Raw genomic sequence first — 19,176 nt, forward strand, 5'->3', positions numbered from 1 at the left:
AGCTAATAACTAAGTCAAGATTTCAAAGGAGATTTCATATGTTTATGAATAAGAAAAAATTATTTAGCCTACTTTCATTATTAGCACTAACGCTAATTATACTGACTGGCTGCAGTAAGTCACAATCCAATTCAGCTAATAACAATGGTAGAATTTCTATCGTAACTAGTACTAATATCTACGCCGATATTGCAAAAAATATTGTCGGTAAATATGGTACGGCTAAAGCCATCATTACTTCTGGCTCAATTGATCCACATGACTTTGAGCCTAAAACTAGTGATGCAAGAGAAATTCAAAATGCTGATATTATTATAGCTAACGGCCTAGGATACGATAGTTGGTTAAACAAGTTAGCTAATGCTAATAACAAAAAAGTCGTTGAAGTTGGTAATGATATTATGAAGTTCAAGAGCAATTCCAACCCACATATTTGGTACAACTTAGAAATGCCAATTAAGTATACTAATTATTTAGTTGCTCGCCTATCTAAATTAGACAAAAAACATGCCTCATACTACAAGGAAAATGGCGCAAAATTCATTGCCAAAGTTCAAAAAGTTAAAAAAATAGCTAACAATATCAATGGTAAAAAAGCTAAACCTGTTTTTGTAAGTGAACCAGTATTTGACTATGCTTTACAAGCTGCGGGCTTTAAGATTGGTGACAGTGACTTTGAAGATGCAATCGAAAATGGCACTGATCCAACTCCTCAAGTCATTAACAAAATGAATAAGCAAATTGCTAACAAGGAAATTTCATTCTTTGTTAACAACACACAAGTTCAAAGTTCAACCGTTTCTAACTTTGTTAAAAAAGCTAAGTCAAAGAATATCCCTGTCCTTTCAGTAAGAGAAACTATGCCTAACAATACTACTTATTTGCAATGGATTACTCAAAACTATGAGAACTTAGCTAAAATTTCTAAGCAATAATTATTGCTTAAAAGAGTTCTGGTCTAACATAATAGATCAGAACTCTTTTAATTTGCGATTTTTTCAAATCCTTTATTTAAATTTTCATCCATATTAATTGTTAATGCAATTATCTCTACATTGCTAGTTGAATCTACTAAGATTACTGGCTTGCCTTTATGTAAGCAGAATAAATAAGTAGTATGCCAGCCATTGATTGCAACATTTCTATTATATATAGCTACAACATTATACTCATACTTATCCTCTCCGTTTGGACTCCAGCCTAGCTTAATTAATTGATGATTATCAATTGAAAACTTTTTGTGATTAAAAGCTTGCGGATAAGAAACACCGCCAAATGTTTTGATTGAACCATGTCCAGTATATTCACGATAAGTTTGGTCGGCAGCTAAACTCCATTTATCTACGAACTTCTTCAATTCCTTAGATTGCTTTTTGGTCCAAGGATGTTTTTCTTCAGTAGATTTTTGCTTGGCTGGGGTAGTTGAATCTTGCTTAGAAATATCTTTAATACTTGATGAGCTCTTATTAGTCTGATTATGGAAAGACGAACTTGATGACGATGATGATTGGCTACATCCAGTCATAATAGTCAAAGTTAAAATTATACTTATAAAATAAATTATTTTCATCAGTGTTAATACCTCACATTAGCAAAGAAGCAGTAAATACAATTTTAATCATACCATGATTTATAAAGTTTCTAGTTAAAAATTACCTCCTAACATTTTATTTAGAACTAGTATACGTTTACATTGACTAGACATCTTGACTAAAAACAAAATTTTTTCTAAATTTGAAACAGTTAATAATGAAAGAAGCTTTAAAATGAATAAGACAAGCACCTCAATAAGAAATGTTGTAGCAATTGGGATTGGTACTGCTATCTATGTTATATTAGCGCGGTTTACTTCTATTCCTACCGGGATTCCTAATACAAATATTGAAATCGTTTATCCTTTTTTAGTATTGTTGGCTACTATATATGGTCCCAAAGTTGGATTTAGTGTTGGATTCATTGGACATACCCTATCTGACTTTTTGATGTATGGGCAAACTTGGTGGAGTTGGGTTCTAGCAACTGCTAGCTTAGGACTATTAGTGGGTGCCTATGGCAGATATTTTTTAGATCTAAAAAATGGTATCTTTAATACTAAGCAGATAATTACCTTTAATATTGTACAGATTATCACCAATGTAATTAGCTGGTTAATAATAGCTCCAGTCGGAGATATTTTAATTTATAGCGAACCAGCAAATAAGGTTTTTCTACAGGGAATTAGTGCTACTATAGTTAACTCAATCTCCACTTTAATTTTAGGTACCATTTTATTAAAAGCATATGCTGGAACTAAAATCAAAAAAGGCAGTTTAAAGAAAGAATATTAAAATGAATAAGCCAATTATTGAATTTAAAAATTTTACATTTAAATATGTTAGCCAAGCTGAAGCAACTCTTAAAGATATTAATTTAACAATTAATGCCGGTGAAAAAATACTAATAGCTGGTCCTTCAGGTAGCGGGAAATCAACTATTGGACACTGCTTAAATGGCTTAATACCAGAAATCTATGAAGGTGACATTCAAGGAACTTGCAGAATTAATGGGAAAGATATTATTCAATCTTCTATTTTTGATCTTTCTTTTACAACATCAACTATCTTGCAAGATTCTGACAGCCAATTTATTGGTTTAACAGTTGGGGAAGATATTGCTTTTGCCCTTGAAAATGACTGTCAAAAACAAGAAAAGATGCAGAAAACTATTCAAAGCTGGTCCAAAAAACTAAATATTAACAACCTGTTGCAACAATCTCCACAAGCTCTCTCTGGTGGTCAAAAGCAAATAGTTGCACTAGCAGGTGTTTTAGTTGATGAATCTCCGATTCTTTTATTTGATGAACCACTTGCCAACTTAGACCCTGCAGCAGGTGAGAAGACTATGCAAGTTATAGATCAAGTTCAGTATTCGCTTCACGCAACTGTTATCATAATTGAACATAGACTTGAAGAAGTATTGGGTCATGATTTTGATCGCATAGTTCTAATAGATGATGGTAAAATTTTAGCTGATACTACACCGAATAACTTGTTACATCAAAATAAACTACAAGATTCTGGAGTACGACCTCCTCTTTACCTCGATGCCTTAAAAAAGGCAGGAATAAACATAAATAAAATACCGAAACTTGAAAAGATTAAAAATCTGCCTACGGGTCCAAAGATTGGTGCGCAATTATCCCATTGGATTGAAAGTAATTCAGAAAATACTAGCAATGAAAGTAAACACCCCCTCTTGACCTTAAAATCTATCGGTCATCGTTATAATAAAAAACAACTCTATCCACTAAAAGATGTTACTACCACAATTAAACAAGGTGATTTTGTCTCAATTGTAGGACAAAATGGGGCTGGCAAGACCACCTTATGTCGGGCAATATGTGGCTTTATAAACTATGAAGGTAAGATCAGCTTGGCTAATCAAGACTTGGCCGAGCTATCAATTAAGCAAAGAGCCGAAAAAATTGGCTATGTCATGCAAAATCCTAACCAAATGATCTCACAAAAAATAGTCTTTGATGAAGTAGCCCTAGGCTTACGATTACGTCACATAGATGAAGATCAAATCACTGAACGTGTAAACCAAACCCTTAAGATTTGTGGTCTATATCCTTTCCGTCATTGGCCAATATCAGCTTTAAGTTTTGGTCAGAAAAAACGTATAACTATTGCAGCAATTTTAGTTCTAGAACCCGAGTTAATAATCTTAGATGAACCAACTGCTGGTCAAGATTGGAAAACATATACTGAAATCATGAACTTTCTTAATCAGCTTAATCATCAAGGTAAGACTATTATGATTATTACACATGATATGCACTTAATGATGGAATATACTAATCGCAGTCTTGCCTTTGCCAAGGGAAGACTGATTGCTGATACCACACCGCTGGCACTTCTAACTGATGATAATTTAGTTAAGGCAGCCTCGCTTAGACGGACAAGTTTATTTACTTTGGCTAAACATTACAATTTACCTAATCCCAACAAATTTGTCCAAACTTATATTAATGATGAAAGAAAGCATCTTCAGGAGCGATAATAATGCATGATGAACAAATCTTAGGCTATCAACCAGGAAATAGTCTTATTCATTCTTTAAATGGAACTACAAAATTAATATTTTTGCTATTAGTTTCTATCTCTTGTATGATCACGTATGATACTCGATTTTTGCTAGTTATTTGTATTTTTTCATTAATCTTATTGAAAGTTGCACATATTAAGTGGAAACAAATTTCCTTTATAGTTAAATTCGTTGTTATATTTGCCCTAATTAATCTTATTGCTGTATTTATTTTTCAGCCAACATATGGTCAAACTCTCTATCATTCTAAAAATATTTTAGTCAATGCCGGATATTTCACGTTAACTAGTCAAGAATTATTTTATTTATTGAATTTAATCCTAAAGTACATTTGTTCTGTCCCACTGGTCCTGCTATTTTTACTAACAACTAATCCAAGCCAGTTTGCATCCAGTTTAAACAGTATTGGTATATCTTATAAAATATCTTATGCTGTTGCACTTGCTTTGCGTTACATCCCCAATATTCAAACTTCATATTGGGAAATATCTGCTGCTCAGCAAGCTCGTGGTAACGAACTTTCAAAAAAAGCAACTCTAAGCCAAAAAATTCGCGGTACTTTAAATATTGTAACGCCACTCATTTTTTCAAATTTAAATAAAATTGACACTATCAGTACTGCTATGGAGTTACGCCGCTTCGGCTCTAAGAAAAAAAGAACTTGGTATGTAACTCAATCATTTAATTTAGCCGATTATTTGGTAATTCTAATAGCTCTCTTATCAGTGATAATTGTAGTTATATTATTTAAAGTCAATTCTGGACGCTTTTATAATCCATTTATCTAATGAATAAGCCACCTGCTTCATTTTTAGAACAGGTGGCTTTTACTTGCTTGCAAAACAAAAAGAGCTGTCTACCCTCTAGGTAAGTTTCAGCTCTCTTGTCTTATATACAGTTAAACTCACTCTTTTCCCTGACTATGTCAGATTTAAGAATCATTATTAGATTTGCGGTTATATAAACTAACAAAAGCTAATATTTTTTCTTAAAAGTTTCCAAGATTGAATTTAAATGTATCTCTATATTAATAATTATATTGCTTTTCGTTGGTAAAATTAACTTTTTTACGTAAATTTAATATCGAAAAATTCACCTTGAGCAATACCCTTCAAGTATTATGTTTGCGCATAAAATTAATCTTATTAGCTAAAAGCTTTAATTAGTTAGTTTAGGTCTATGAACAATTTAATCTATAATTACTTTACTGGTACAAGGAACATGGCATAGATGTAATTACCATCACTTAACTTCCATGCGCGCTTACCATTAATAGTTCCTACTGCTACAGCTTTAACGGTCTTACCATAAGCAATATTTTTAACTTTCTTGCCTGAAGCATCCATTAAGTAAGCCTTGCTAGTTGGCCAACCAATCTTCCAAGTTTGATTAGTTGCCGTCATTTTAGGAGCTTTGGTTGAACTAGACTTTTTAGTAGTAGATTTGCTAGTTTTAGATGAAGTTGAGTTCTTAGAACTAGCAGCTGGCTTGTGGTGTCCTTTAGCTACACTAGCAACATCTTCAGCCTTAATCCATTGATTACTCTTGTAACGGTAAGCTACAATCTTGCCATTTACCTTTTTGACATTAGTAGTGTAGATATAAGAAACATTAGAAAGTGTAGCAGTTACCTTCTTCAGCTTATAATCATAAAGCGATACTTTTTTAACATTATTGTTAAGGACTACAGTAGCTGAATAAGCTGGGTAAGTAGCCTTAGACTTCTTAGAAGTAGTAGCTTTCTTTGTTGCTGTAAAAGTAACCCTAGAAGCTGGAATCCACTTCTTTTTTGCATCGATTTGGTAGTAAGTCTTACTATTTATAACTATCTTAGAAGTAGTCTTCCATTTGCTATTTTTCTTAACAGTGGTCTTAGTAAGTTTACCAGTTGAAGTATATAAACGTGTATTCTTCTTTACCTTAACGGTACCATTAACCTTAATGGTTGCATCAGTAGATATAATGTCACTAGGCTGAAGCCATACAAATCCACCTTGATTAGTATTGAAAATAACTCGTACGTAACCATTATCAGAAACCTTGATCGTTGCTCTATCAGAAAGGCCACTGTTAGCATTATCAAGGCTTTCAATTACTTGTGCTTTCTCACTATCGGTTAGATTCTTGGCATCCTTTACAACTACCTTTTTATCCGGAAGACTAACAGTAGTTGCAGAAGTATTTAAGCTACCAGTTCTGTTAAAAGTACTGATCCAACCTTCATTTACCAAGGCTTTATTAGATAAATTCTTAGTTGAACCATCACTAAATTTAATAATTACCTTAGTACCTGATTGGGTAACAGATTCAACATTAGAATTTAAAGACTTAATTAAGCTTTGCACTTGATTAAATTCGTCATCAGTTAGTGAAGTTAAACTTTTAACTTTAACTGGAATATGTAAATCTTCACTAGTATTAGGGGTAACAAATTTAACATTAGTCAATGAGCTTGTTGAATTTGTTAAATATTCTGCAACCTTGATAGTTTGAACGGTAGTATTATCCTTCTTAACAATAACCTCACCATCAATTGCATCAGCAGATACTTCATATCCAGGATTATCACTTTGCACTTGCTTAGCAAAATCAATCACGATTTGAGCATTAGTACCGCTATTGAAAAAGCCGACATCGTTAATTTTAGCAAACTCAGCATCACTCATATTAACTGACATATTATTAATCTTAAGTGATCCCTGGCTAGGAGTATTTGAACTTGAAACAGTTGCAGTATTATCCGCAGCGTGAACTACTTGGCCTTGCCCAGCTACACCAAGTAAAGTTGCGCCAATGGCAACAGATGCTGCACCAATGGCGAATTTTCTAATTGAAAACCTAAGTTTCTTTTCTTCTTTTTTCAATGTTGAATTCCTCCGAATATCGTTAAAAACTATTCAACGCTTATATTATAGGATATTCCATACTCTGATAGCAATAAAAAAAGGGTTAAGATTTTTTAACCCTCATATCTCAAATTATAGTTGATGTAATTAAATAATTTATAGCCTTTGCAGCTAAGAATAATAGTAACTGTTAGAATTATTTTCACAACGGCTTAAAATTATCGTTAAAAAAAGAAGTTGAAAACTAATTCAGCTTCTTTTTGTATGTTAAGAAAGTATAGTCGTACTTATTTTTTTCATCGGCATGATGTGCCTGCTTATCAATTAACTCAAATTTTTTATAATTAATTGGTATCATCTTTACATCAGCCTTAAAATGGTGGTGTATTTCTGTTTTTTCTAAGATATTTACTTCATCTTCTAACTCTTTGAATAAACTAGCTCCACCGATAACAGCAACATCATTAACTTGCTTGTTGAGCCATTTTTTTAAATCAATAATATTAGTAAACACTTTTACTCGAGAATCATTTTGATATTTTTCTTTAAATTTTAAACTATGGGTCAATACCACGTGCTGACGATTAGGTAAAATTCCCGGAAAACTATCAAAAGTCTTTCTTCCCATTACCATTGAATGACCAATTGTCTTTTCTTTAAAATGATGCAAATCAGCTGGCAAGTGCCAGGGTAACTTACCCTGATAGCCAATATTCCCTGCTTCATCTTCAGCCCACACAAAACTTATCATTATATAACCTCTAGACAGCTACCGGCGCCTTAATTGTCCCATGGTGCTGGTAATTCTTCACTTTAATATCTTTCATTTCAAAATCTGCAATCTTATTTTTATCAGGATTAAGCCATAATTGGGGTGCATCATAGGGATTCCGACTTAATAATTCTTTTACTTGATTAAAGTGATTACTATAAATATGAGCATCCCCCAAAGTATGAATAAATTCCCCGACTTCCAAATTACACTCTCTAGCAACTAAATTTAACAATAATGAATAACTGGCAATATTAAACGGCACACCCAAGAACATGTCGCCAGAACGTTGATATAATTGCAAGCTCAGCTTACCATCATTGACATAAAATTGAAATAGAACATGACATGGTGGCAAAGCTGCAGTTGGCACATCTTCAGGATTCCAAGCTGTAACGATTAAACGTCGAGAATATGGTGTTTGTTTAATTTGGTCAATAACATTTTTTATTTGATCAATGAAATCACCATCTCGTTTCTCCCAATGACGCCATTGTGCACCATAGACATTACCCAGCTCACCATATTTGTTAGCAAACTCATCATTATCTAAAATTTGCTGATCAAATTTCTTCAGTTCTTCTTGATAAATTTGATTAAACTCTGGATCTTTTTGACTACGCAAACCAAAGTCAGTCATATCAGGGCCTTGATATTCACTACTTTCTACCCAATTTTTAAAAGCCCACTCATCCCAAATATGATTATTATGTTCAAGTAAGAATCTAATATTAGTATCCCCATGTAAGAACCACAACAATTCACTTTTTATTAATCCAAATGGCACTTTTTTTGTAGTTAATAAAGGAAAGCCTTTGCTTAAGTTAAAGCGCATTTGTGCCCCAAAGATACTGCGCGTACCTGTCTGCGTCCGATCATCTTTATCATGACCTTGATTCATAATTTTTCTTAACAAATCTAAATAAGGTTGCTCTAAATTTGCCATATTTATCTCCTATATTCAATATCTAGTATTAAGCACTATCTAGTCTACAATATTTTGTGTGATAAAAGAAATAAAAAAACAATTTTTCATAGCAACATTCATCTGTGATAGAATTAACCCGTTATTAAATAATTTTTAAAGGAGAAGTTTTTTATGGTTTGGACATGGGATGTTATTCGCCGCATCATTGAGATTCTTTGGTTAATTAATGTAGGCTTTGCCATTTGGACAGTATTTAAAAGCCGCAGAGATATTGCTTCAACCTGGGCTTGGCTCTTAGTACTTACAATCTTTCCATTTATTGGCTTTGTACTTTACCTATTTGTTGGTCGTCAATTATCAAATGATGATATTTTTATCATCAAGCAAGAACAAAAGCGGCTACGCGATAACTTTCTACACCAACAACATCAACTTCTAAAAGAACATGATCTGCTTCCTAAAGATGATCGACAACCAAGAATTCGCCGACTTGTCAATTTAAACTTAAATAACGACGATGCTATTCTAACATTTAATAACAATGTTAATGTGTTTACTGACGGTCCCACTCTCTTTGATAATATTATTGACAATATTAATCATGCTCAAGAAACTATCAATCTTGAATTTTACACTTTTTATAACGATTCATTAGGCAGGCGCATCCTTAATGCCCTAACTGCGGCAGCTAAGCGTGGTGTTAATGTGCGGGTCTTATATGACGCAAGCGGATCGCACGGTACTAGCTATAAATTTTTTGATCCCCTTAGAGAGGCTGGTGGTCAAGCACAAGCTTTTATATCTAGTTCAGGTAAGTATCGCTTCACTACTCCTCGGCTTAATTATCATCTCCATCGTAAGCTAGTCATTATTGACCACAAAATTGGCTACATTGGCGGTTTTAATATAGGCGATCAATATATTGATAAGAGTTCCAAATTTCACCATTGGCGTGATACCCATCTTCGAGTAGCAGGCCAAGCTGCAATCATGATGGAAATTCGCTTTGCAATGGATTGGAATACTACCTGCCGAAAAACTAAAATACAGCCATATAGTATTGAAAATGAAATCAACAATTTTAGCTTAGAAACACCTATTGATAATAATCAACTTGTTACAATGCAAATCGTATCTTCAGGACCTGATAATCAAAACTTTGGAATTCGTCGTGGCTACGAAGAAATCATTGCCCAAGCTAAAGATTATGTTTATATTCAAACGCCTTACCTAATTCCTGGCGACTCAATACTAGAAAGCTTAGTTATTGCTGCTAAAAGCGGGATTGATGTTAGAGTCATGATTCCTTGCATGCCAGATCATCCCTTTGTTTACAGAGCTACTGAATATTACGCTAAATATCTTACTAGTCAAGGAATTAAAGTTTACAAGTACAATAATGGCTTTATTCATGCTAAGACAATGGTCAGTGGTTCTAATATAGCTTCCATCGGTTCAGCTAATCAAGATTTTAGAAGTTATAAGCTTAACTTTGAAGTTAATGCCTTTACTTATAGTGAGGAATTAACTCAAAAATTAAAACAGATCTTTGAAACGGACATTAATAAAAGTACTTTACTGACTAATGAGTACTTTAATCAACAGTCTAATTGGCACAAGTTTAAGCAATACTTTTCTAGGCTACTTTCTCCAATATTATAAGAGTAATAAACGCCCTAGCATATCGCTAGAGCGCTTTTTAATAAAGTTTAATCCTAGAACTTGATACCTGCTCGATAAAGTATTGGTCATGTTCAATTAATAGCATTGCAGGCTGAACTCTCTTTAAGAGTTTAATCAATTGATCTTGGTTAAAAACATCTAAATAATTCGCTGGTTCATCCCATAAATATAAATTTGCCGGTTCTACCAGTGACTTAGCAAGTGCAACACGTTTCTGCTGTCCCATGCTCATATCTTCAATTGCAACTGAAAAATTTTCTCTGGGAAAGCCCAGCTTTTTGAGTGTGTTTAGTAACATCGTGTAATCAATTTTTTCTTTTTTAGAAAAATCCTCTAAGCTTCCATGATATTTAGAAAAGCTTTGCGGCAAGTATGATATCTTTAAGCCACTAGTTAAAAACAACTTACCTGTCTCTTTTACTTCTGTTTTCTCTTTTAATAGCAGATGTAACAATGTTGACTTACCTGAACCATTTCTCCCTTCTAAGCTAACTATACCATGGTTATGAATAGTTAAGTTCAAATCAGAAAATAACTTTTTTGAACCAAAGGCTAATTCTAGATCCTTTATTTCTAATAAAACATCGTGATAATTAGGCACAAAATTCATTTTTAAATCTGGAGCTTTCTCTATATTAGTCAATAAATCCTTTTTTTCACTTATTTTTTGATTAATATGGCGCTCCATGTTTTTGGATTTTTTCATAATTTTTGCAGCTTTGTGACCAATGTACCCTCTATCAAACATACCCATCGGTTCATTAGTATGATTGCTATAATACTTTTGCTTTTCTGATTTTTCAGAATATTGACGTACCCTACGTGCACTTTTTGTTAAACTTGAAATTTCACTATGCAATTTTTGATTTTTAGCTTCGTTAAAACTATCACGTTTATTTTTGGTATCCTCATAGCTGGCATAGTTTCCTTGATATAAGTGGATTTCAGTGTTTTCAATAGCCAAAATATGGTCAGTTGTCTTATTTAAAAAGCTTCGGTCATGACTAACTAAAATATAACCACTTTGATGATTTTTTAGATAGCTAACCATTTCCAAACGACTTTTTTCATCTAAATGATTAGTAGGCTCATCAATCAAGGAAAATGAATATTTATCTGTGAATGATAAAGCCAGTAATACCTTGGTTTGTTCACCGCCACTTAAAGTATTAAATGTCTGCCAAATAATATCAGGGTCTACACCCATTAAATTCAGCTCTCTACGCAATTGCCATTCTTCAAAGCCAGTCTGATTTTGAAGTTCAAAAAGAGTGATATTTTTAGGATCCTTTATTTCAATGGGAAAATAAGAAAAGTTAAGCTTAGTCTGGATTATACCCGTACCACTCAATTTATTACGTAACAAATTAAGAAAGGTTGTCTTACCCCGACCATTTCTTCCAATCAATCCCAGCTTCCAACTACTATCTAAATCAAGATTTAAGTTGTTGAAGATATTCTCACTTCTATCTTCATATCTGAAAGAAAAATTTTTAATTGTTATATTGCTCATTAAATCACCTCAAAAAGGAGATTACACTTATAGTCAAAAAGATAAACTTCTTCTTTTTGAAAAATTGAGCATACAAAAAGAAGGATAGCCCTTATCCATTAATTAACTAAAAGTGTATAGTTTCTCCGTCTAAATAAAACAGCTATTTAACTAATACATTTTTAGAAAATTAATGAACGCAATGGACAATCCTTCTTTCACAAAATTAGATTTCAATTGATACAGCCTATATTATCATTTCAAAATTAAATTTTCAACATAAAAAACTGAAACTTGAAAGCTAAAAATTACGCTCTTTCCGCGTGTTTTTTGGTTTTTTCTTTACAAAAATAAAAAACGCAAGACCCTTGCATTATACTTTAAGTAAAAAAAAACATAAAGATGAGCTTACGCTATGAAAAGTATATCGCAAATTGAACAAAAAAGGGATACTAGTTCACTAATTTCTGCTAGATGACAATCAAAAAGCTAACCACAAGGGTTAGCTAATCTCAAGTCACTATAAAACATTTTGCAATTCCATTAACACTGGATGTATTAATGCACTAATTTATTATAATCAGGAACTACATACTCTAAATTTTGACCATTTGATTTTAGAACATTTCTAAACCAATAAAATGAATCTTTCTTATATCTATTAAAACTACCACTTCCATCCTCATTAACCTCAATATAAATAAATCCATATCTCTTACTTAATTGTCCTGTTCCCATTGAAACTAAATCTATGCAGCTCCACATTGTGTACCCCATTATGTTTACACCATCATTTAAAGAGGCTTCAACCGCCTTAATATGTTCCCGCATATAATCAATACGATATTGATCATGTACATGCTTATCTTCAGTAAGAGTATCACGAGCGCCTAATCCATTTTCTAGAATCATTAGTGGTAAATTGTCATAGCGTTGAGCCAACTCATTTAAGAACCAACGTAAGCCCATAGGGTCAATTTGCCAACCCCACTCTGATTCTTTTAAATATGGATTCTTTTCACCACTAACTAAGTTACCATTACTGTTTCCCGATTGATCATTTGAAACGCAACTGCTCATATAGTATGAGAAGCCTAAGAAGTCTGCTTTACCATCTTTTAAGTACTTTATATCTTCGTCAGAAACCTTAAGATCTATCCCAAGAGAATTCCAAATATTTTTAGAATAATATGGATATTCTCCTCTGACTATAACATCACTAAAATAATAGAAGTTCTTTTCCATAAATTTTTGGGTAGCTAAAACATCTTCTGGTTTAGGAGTTAATGGATAAGCTGCAGTGCCTGCAACCATACATCCCACCTTAAATTCAGGATTAACCTTGTGTCCCAAAGAAACCACCCTAGCAGAAGCAACCAATTGATTATGAGTTTCTTCATAAACACGTTGGGTATCCTTTATAGTTGTATTCGCATTACCATCATTTACCAATGTTAAAATGTTAATTTCATTAAAAGTTACCCAATGCTTGGCTAAATCTTTATATTCAGTCATACAAATTCGACAGAATTCATAATATTCATCAATTAGCTTCTTATTTGACCAACCTCCAAAATCAGTTACATAAAAGGCAGGCATATCGTATTTATACAAAATACAGATTGGTTCAATATTATATTTCTTTAATTCTAGTAAAACATTCCTATAGAATTCTACACCTTTTTTATTTACTCCTCCTGCAATACCTTGGGGCAAAATACGTGCCCAAGATAATGTAAGATTCAATGCTTTAAAACCCATTTCGTAAAGCAATTTAATATCTTCTTTGTAATGGTGATAAAAGTCTGTCCCAAAATGGTTAGGATATATTTTGCCCACTTTTAAAGTATATTTATATCCTTTAGGAATTTGGCCACTCCATTGTAAGACCTTTTTTTCATCACCTTCATCATTAACAATGTAAGCATATCTTGGAGTATTAACATCCCCACCTAGATAATAGTCTACTTCAACAGGTGATTTTCCATCTTCATCCCAAGCACCTTCGATTTGGGCTGCGCTAATGTCGCCACCCCAGAGAAAATTATCAGGAATAGTTGTATTTTTCTTAGTCATATTTATTCAGCCTTCTTCTCTAATGATTTTACATAAATTGGCCAGAATGGTAGATAACATAGCAAGCCAATTACAAATGAAATAATTACAATTAATATAGTCTTAATATCTCCCGTTCCTAAAGGCCCTAACAAAAATTGAGGAGTTGCCCATGGAATAGCAACAAAGAATTTACCCATCCATGGAGAAGACATCAATAAATATCCAACTCCAGTAGAAATAGTTCCACTAAAAACGAATGGGATTATCAAGTAAGGATTTAATGCAATTGGCAAGCCATAAATAACTGGTTCAACAATTGTGAATATGGCTGGTATACCTGCTGTTACACCTAATTTCTTTAAAAACTTATTCTTACTAATTAGCATAAAAATTACTAATGGCCAAACAGCTGCTGTCCAAACAGTCATTCTGATTAATCCTGTATTACCTAATCCTGCTAAAACGTGTGGCAGTTGTGTTGAAGAAACTCCTTTAGCAACTAATTTAGCATTTTGATCTAACCATTGAAGTCCAAATGGAGTAAACAAACCTAGAAAAATACCATCGCCATGCAAGCCACAGCTCCATAATAGTAAAGTAATGAAAACAACTAACATTGCCGTCCAAATGTTTTCTGAGCTTGAAACAAATGGTTGACATACTGTGTTTAAGAAAGTAACTAAATCAAAATTACAAATACTTCTAATAAACCATGCTACAATAATTGAAGCCAAAACAGGTAGTAATGCTGAGAACGACTTACCTATTGCTGGTGGAACTGAAGCTGGCATTTTAATACCAATATTATATTTCTTAAATATCCAAAGAACTCTAACACTAAAAATACTAGTTATGATAGCTACAAATAATCCATTAGAACTAAAAGCAGTAATTTCAATACCACCAGACTTATCTAGTCCTCCTAATGTAAATACCAAGAATGTTGCTATACCTATGGTACCAGAAGACAGCTTATCCAAATCTAAGCTTGCACCATAATATGTTGCCATAGTAAATGAAGCATACAACGACATAAAGCTTAAAGTTAATGTATTCATCCATAGAAATTAGAAGCTAATGGAGTTAAAAATGGTATTAATGCCTTGCCACTTGTTCCTATACTTGGTGAACCTAAAACATATAGAATCATAAAAAAGGCACCAGATAAAATGATTGGCATTGTCCCCATAAGTCCATTTACGATTGCTTGAACTACTTTAAGATTAGAAAACCTTGCCATTGGTCCAGTAATCTTCTGCATTTTATTCTCCATTGTATCGAAGAATTTCATTTTAATACTTGGCATAAAGAATACCTTCTCATCTAGATAATTTGATCTTCATTTTGCTCCTTACCGTCATATTTGGTAGAAGTTCTTATTTCTTCAAATTTTTCATCATCATCTTCTTCAATAGCTTTTAATTCATCAATTCTTCTTTGATGACGGCCACCGATAAATTTTGCATCCAACCAATTTCTAACAATCATCTTAGCTAATTCTGGTCCAACTACTCTTGAACCAAACGCTAAAACGTTAGTATTGTTATGCATTCTTGATAATTTAGCAGAATAACAATCGCTACATACACAAGCACGAATTCCTTTAACTTTGTTAGCTGCCAATGAAATACCTACACCAGTACCACAAATAACAATTCCTAAATCATATTCACCACTTGCAACAGCTTCGCCGACTTTTTTACCGTAAATAGGATAATCCGTTCTTTCTTTACTGTTTGTACCAAAATCGTGTACTTCATATCCTAATTCTTCAAGATAAGCGATAATAGTTGGCTTTAACTCTAAACCTACGTGATCTGATCCAATAGCAATTCTCATTTTTAATTTTCCTTTCTAATATCTGAAATAATTTCTTTATATGATTGTTCTTTTCCAAATAAAGCTGATGTACCTAAAACAAAATTATCAACACCTAATTTATGCAAAGCCTTAATTCGTTCTCTAGATACGGCGCCATCAATTCCAAGAATATAACCATACTTTTCTTTTTCTTCAGCAAATTTTCTCAATTTTGGAATTACAGATTCTTGAAATGGTTGACTGGCAAAGCCAGGATGAACTGTCATAACTAATACATAATCTACTTCTGGTAAAAGTTCTTTTACTGTTTCAAAAGAAGTACCTGTATTAACAGCAATTCCTGCTTTTTTACCTTGCGCATGAATATCATCAATTGTTCTAGCAGATTGTTGCTCTGCATCTGGACAAAAGTAAATAATATCTGCGCCTAAATCACTAAAAAATTTTACGTATTTTCTTGGATTTTCAATCATCAAATGGACATCTAACTTTTTATTAGTATTTTTTCTCACTGTAGAAATATCTTCAGGACCTAATGCAAAGTTAGGAACATATCTACCATCCATTACATCCATATGATAAATATCTATATTCGCTTTATTTAAGCTATCTACCTCTGAGCTTAAATAACTGAATTTTGCACACATCATGGAAGGACTTAATATCAAAACCATTTTCTTTCTCCTTTCCTCCCTTTTTATAGGTAATCGATTACCTTATTTATGTTCTGCAACTATAATAGCATTAATTTATAATAATGTAAACGCTTTTGTTAAAAATTGAGTAATCGTTTACCCTAAACACGCTATGATATACTATCTTTAGACTTAAGTTGGAGTTGATAAAAATGGAAACATATTCTATTAAAGATATCGCTAAACTTGCTGGTGTATCTGTCGCTACAGTATCTAGAGTAATCAACAATAAAGGAAAATATTCTCAACAAACAAAAGAAAAAGTACTTAGAATTATTAAAGAAACAAATTATAAAATTGATACTAGTGCGCAAAGCTTACGTACCAATATTACCCACACTATCGGTATTTTAGTTCCAGATATTGAAAATTCTTTTTTTGCAAATTTAGTACAGAAAATTGAAGAAAAACTATTTGAGAAACACTATTCAACTTTTATTTGTAATACTGATAAAAATGAAAAAAAAGAAAAAGCATATTTAACTATGCTTGAAAATAAAAAAGTCGATGGTATTATAGTTATCTCTGGTTCTTACCGACAAGGCTTTACTTTTAAAAGCTCATTAAAATCTATTCCTTACATATGTATTGATCGGTCCCCCAAGAATATTAATGAAACCGTTTTTATTTCGTCTAATCATAAACAAGGAGCAATCGATGCAACAAATTACTTATTAAGTAGACATAGTATACATCCTGCAATTATTATGGAAAAAAAGAATTTAAGTACATCAATTAAAGCTAGATTAGAAGGATTTAAACAAACCTTGGATCAAAGACATATTGATTCAAATGTACTTTATTATTCTAATAATCATAGTATTAAAGAATTTATTGATATTCATCCATATACTGATGCTTTTTTTGCTATTAATGATAATTTAGCCATTACTGCAATTATGACTTTAAAGGCTATGAAAATCCGGATTCCTGAAGATATACAAGTCATTGGATTTGACAATATTCCATCTGCAAAAGTTATAGAGCCTTCTCTTACTACAATTTCTCAAAACATTGAAGAAATTGCTGAAGTTGCTGTCGAAAATATATTAAAGCGCATTCAAAATTTTCCTAATTTAGGTCAACAAATATTAATTGCTACACATTTAGTCAAAAGAAATTCAACATATTAGACAAAAATAACTCATAACTAAAACTTGAAAGCACCAAAATTAGCTGGACCTCTTGTCAGGCCCGGCTTTTTTGCCTCTAAATTAGTTTTCCTACGCTACTGCTTGCAGCTGATTTTGAATGAAATTAGGTAAGACTTTGATAAAATGATTAAGGGCAATTTCTATTTCTTCTGAAAATTGATCTTTAACTTTATTTAGTGGGATTGTATCAGAATTTCGAGGTTTTATTATGACTAAATTAACTAAGCAAGATAAAATCGATATTTATAATAATTGGAAAAATTATAAAAAGTCAGCTGAATCATTAAGCAAAGAATATAAAATAGCTTCTAGTGTAGTTAGGTATTTGGTTAGGCTACTTGATAAACATGGATTAGACGTCTTAAATAGGTCATATACTAACTATTCAATTGAGTTTAAAGAGAAGGCAATAAAACGTATGCTGTATTGTGCTGAAACGATACAATAAATAGCACTAGATCTTGCTTTACCAAGTGATGGAATGCTTCGTAATTGGCTTCGCAAATACAAAAAAGATGGGTATAATGTCATTAATCATCAGAAAGACAGAAAACCCAATGCAGGACAAAGACAAACAGATCCAAGAACTTCAAAAGCAAATCAAAAATCTCAAACAGAAGAATTTAGAGCTTACTGTCGAGAACGAATTTATAAAAGAATTAGACGCCTTAGTAGCACAAAGAACCAGAAACCAAAAGCACAAGAAATAGTTTCTGCAGTCACACAGCTAAGGCGAGAACTTCACGTGACTGTAAGTTTTTGTTCTCAAAGTTATCAATTCTAAGCCTGACCTTCCACATCTATCCAGAAGTAATTATTACTATGTTCAAGGACATGATGATAAAGATAGAAAAAACCGAAAGATCATGGAGAGGATCAAAGAAGTATATGAAGAGCACAAACATCGCTATGGTTATAGAAGAATTACTGCGCAGCTTCAACATGAAGGACTTAAAATTAATCATAAAAAAGTAAAGCGTCTAATGACTAAAATGTACTTATATGTCATTGCCATTAGACGTAAGTATAAATATTCAAGCTATCGTGGAATTGTAGGTAAAATCAAAGCTAATCTAATCAAACGCAGTTTCAAGTCCGTGATGCCGAATAGAAAGTGGTATTCAGACGTGAAAGAATTTCATTTAAATGGTGAAAAGCTTTATTTATCGCCAATCATGGATGGTTGCACACAAGAGATCATCTCTTATACTCTCAGCCGCAGACCTGTTTTAAAACAAGTAATGGATATGTTAGAACATGCATACAAGAAGTATCCATCACTTAATGGCTTGATCTTCCATACTGATCAAGGTTGACAATATCAAAAATCACTCTTCCAAAATTGGCTCAAAAACCATGGTATTACTCAAGGTATGTCACGCAAAGGTAACTCTTTAGATGATGGCATGATGGAGGGGTTCTTTGGCATACTCAAAAGAGAAATGTTCTACGGTTTTGAGAAGAACTTTAAAAACTTAGATGAATTAGAACAAGCTATTAGAGAATATATTAATTATTACAACACTAAGAGAATAAAATCTATACTAAAAACATACTAACTTAGTGTTAGGTAGTTATTCGACGGAATAATTGCCTAGCACTTTTATTTTTACTTAAAATAAAAGTAAGATGAAGCGCTTA

At 32.5% G+C, this 19,176-nt stretch carries 20 protein-coding genes; 10 read left to right on the forward strand and 10 right to left on the reverse strand.

Features of this window, described 5'->3' with window-relative positions; all coding sequences use genetic code 11:
• Positions 1-44 precede the first annotated feature (44 nt).
• Complete coding sequence (locus J2Z60_RS09135; protein ID WP_209687393.1) at positions 45-935, forward strand: metal ABC transporter solute-binding protein, Zn/Mn family; 891 nt, start codon at positions 45-47, stop codon at positions 933-935.
• Between the two features lie 47 nt (positions 936-982).
• On the opposite strand, the gene J2Z60_RS09140 is transcribed toward J2Z60_RS09135, so the two are convergent.
• On the reverse strand, positions 983-1,570 hold the full coding sequence (locus J2Z60_RS09140) for a DUF4767 domain-containing protein (protein WP_209687394.1): 588 nt from the start codon (positions 1,568-1,570) through the stop codon (positions 983-985).
• 196 nt (positions 1,571-1,766) lie between these two features.
• Here J2Z60_RS09140 and J2Z60_RS09145 point away from each other — a divergent pair, with 196 nt between their 5' ends.
• From J2Z60_RS09145 to J2Z60_RS09155, 3 genes are read left to right on the forward strand one after another with little or no spacing between them, the layout of a single operon-like run.
• Positions 1,767-2,327: an ECF-type riboflavin transporter substrate-binding protein gene (locus J2Z60_RS09145; protein ID WP_209687395.1), complete on the forward strand. Its 561-nt coding sequence runs from the start codon at positions 1,767-1,769 to the stop codon at positions 2,325-2,327.
• A 1-nt stretch (position 2,328) separates the two neighbouring features.
• A complete protein-coding gene (locus J2Z60_RS09150; protein WP_209687396.1) occupies positions 2,329-4,041 on the forward strand; it encodes an ABC transporter ATP-binding protein in 1,713 nt (570 codons plus the stop codon).
• A 2-nt stretch (positions 4,042-4,043) separates the two neighbouring features.
• A complete protein-coding gene (locus tag J2Z60_RS09155; RefSeq protein ID WP_209687397.1) occupies positions 4,044-4,874 on the forward strand; it encodes an energy-coupling factor transporter transmembrane component T family protein in 831 nt (276 codons plus the stop codon).
• A gap of 411 nt (positions 4,875-5,285) precedes the next feature.
• Here J2Z60_RS09155 and J2Z60_RS09160 read toward each other — a convergent pair whose 3' ends face one another.
• The 3 genes from J2Z60_RS09160 to J2Z60_RS09170 form a co-directional block, all read right to left on the reverse strand.
• Entirely contained in the window at positions 5,286-6,950 is a 1,665-nt protein-coding gene (locus J2Z60_RS09160) for a YSIRK-type signal peptide-containing protein (protein ID WP_209687398.1), read from the reverse strand.
• Positions 6,951-7,176: 226 nt separating this feature from the next.
• Entirely contained in the window at positions 7,177-7,683 is a 507-nt protein-coding gene (locus tag J2Z60_RS09165) for a dihydrofolate reductase (RefSeq protein ID WP_209687399.1), read from the reverse strand.
• 10 nt (positions 7,684-7,693) lie between these two features.
• Positions 7,694-8,650, reverse strand: a complete 957-nt coding sequence (locus tag J2Z60_RS09170; RefSeq protein ID WP_209687400.1) for a thymidylate synthase — start codon at positions 8,648-8,650, stop codon at positions 7,694-7,696.
• A gap of 153 nt (positions 8,651-8,803) precedes the next feature.
• Here J2Z60_RS09170 and cls point away from each other — a divergent pair, with 153 nt between their 5' ends.
• A complete protein-coding gene (gene cls, locus J2Z60_RS09175; RefSeq protein WP_209687401.1) occupies positions 8,804-10,294 on the forward strand; it encodes a cardiolipin synthase in 1,491 nt (496 codons plus the stop codon).
• Between the two features lie 37 nt (positions 10,295-10,331).
• Here cls and abc-f read toward each other — a convergent pair whose 3' ends face one another.
• The 6 genes from abc-f to J2Z60_RS09200 form a co-directional block, all read right to left on the reverse strand.
• On the reverse strand, positions 10,332-11,828 hold the full coding sequence (gene abc-f, locus J2Z60_RS09180; RefSeq protein WP_209687402.1) for a ribosomal protection-like ABC-F family protein: 1,497 nt from the start codon (positions 11,826-11,828) through the stop codon (positions 10,332-10,334).
• A 537-nt stretch (positions 11,829-12,365) separates the two neighbouring features.
• A complete protein-coding gene (locus J2Z60_RS09185) occupies positions 12,366-13,883 on the reverse strand; it encodes a glycoside hydrolase family 1 protein (protein WP_209687403.1) in 1,518 nt (505 codons plus the stop codon).
• 2 nt (positions 13,884-13,885) lie between these two features.
• Entirely contained in the window at positions 13,886-14,923 is a 1,038-nt protein-coding gene (locus tag J2Z60_RS09190) for a PTS sugar transporter subunit IIC (protein ID WP_245328781.1), read from the reverse strand.
• A complete protein-coding gene (locus tag J2Z60_RS10940; protein WP_245328782.1) occupies positions 14,920-15,171 on the reverse strand; it encodes a hypothetical protein in 252 nt (83 codons plus the stop codon). The genes J2Z60_RS09190 and J2Z60_RS10940 overlap by 4 nt, the downstream gene beginning before the upstream one ends.
• Before the next feature lie 17 nt (positions 15,172-15,188).
• Positions 15,189-15,704, reverse strand: coding sequence for a ribose 5-phosphate isomerase B (gene rpiB / locus J2Z60_RS09195; RefSeq protein WP_209687404.1), 516 nt, complete (start codon positions 15,702-15,704; stop codon positions 15,189-15,191).
• A gap of 2 nt (positions 15,705-15,706) precedes the next feature.
• Entirely contained in the window at positions 15,707-16,360 is a 654-nt protein-coding gene (locus tag J2Z60_RS09200) for a ribulose-phosphate 3-epimerase (protein ID WP_209687405.1), read from the reverse strand.
• A 173-nt stretch (positions 16,361-16,533) separates the two neighbouring features.
• Here J2Z60_RS09200 and J2Z60_RS09205 point away from each other — a divergent pair, with 173 nt between their 5' ends.
• The 5 genes from J2Z60_RS09205 (at position 16,534) to J2Z60_RS10960 (ending at position 19,094) form a co-directional block, all read left to right on the forward strand.
• Positions 16,534-17,514, forward strand: a complete 981-nt coding sequence (locus tag J2Z60_RS09205) for a LacI family DNA-binding transcriptional regulator (RefSeq protein WP_209687406.1) — start codon at positions 16,534-16,536, stop codon at positions 17,512-17,514.
• A gap of 229 nt (positions 17,515-17,743) precedes the next feature.
• Positions 17,744-17,983: a hypothetical protein gene (locus J2Z60_RS10945; protein WP_245328783.1), complete on the forward strand. Its 240-nt coding sequence runs from the start codon at positions 17,744-17,746 to the stop codon at positions 17,981-17,983.
• Between the two features lie 76 nt (positions 17,984-18,059).
• Positions 18,060-18,245 carry a hypothetical protein gene (locus tag J2Z60_RS10950; protein WP_245328784.1) on the forward strand — a complete coding sequence of 62 codons (186 nt, stop codon included), beginning with the start codon at positions 18,060-18,062 and terminating at the stop codon, positions 18,243-18,245.
• Positions 18,246-18,308: 63 nt separating this feature from the next.
• Positions 18,309-18,851, forward strand: coding sequence for an IS3 family transposase (locus J2Z60_RS10955; RefSeq protein ID WP_342590251.1), 543 nt, complete (start codon positions 18,309-18,311; stop codon positions 18,849-18,851).
• Between the two features lie 93 nt (positions 18,852-18,944).
• Positions 18,945-19,094, forward strand: coding sequence for an IS3 family transposase (locus J2Z60_RS10960; protein WP_245328787.1), 150 nt, complete (start codon positions 18,945-18,947; stop codon positions 19,092-19,094).
• Positions 19,095-19,176 lie beyond the last annotated feature (82 nt).

The organism is Lactobacillus colini (assembly GCF_017874575.1).
Taxonomy (GTDB): domain Bacteria; phylum Bacillota; class Bacilli; order Lactobacillales; family Lactobacillaceae; genus Lactobacillus; species Lactobacillus colini.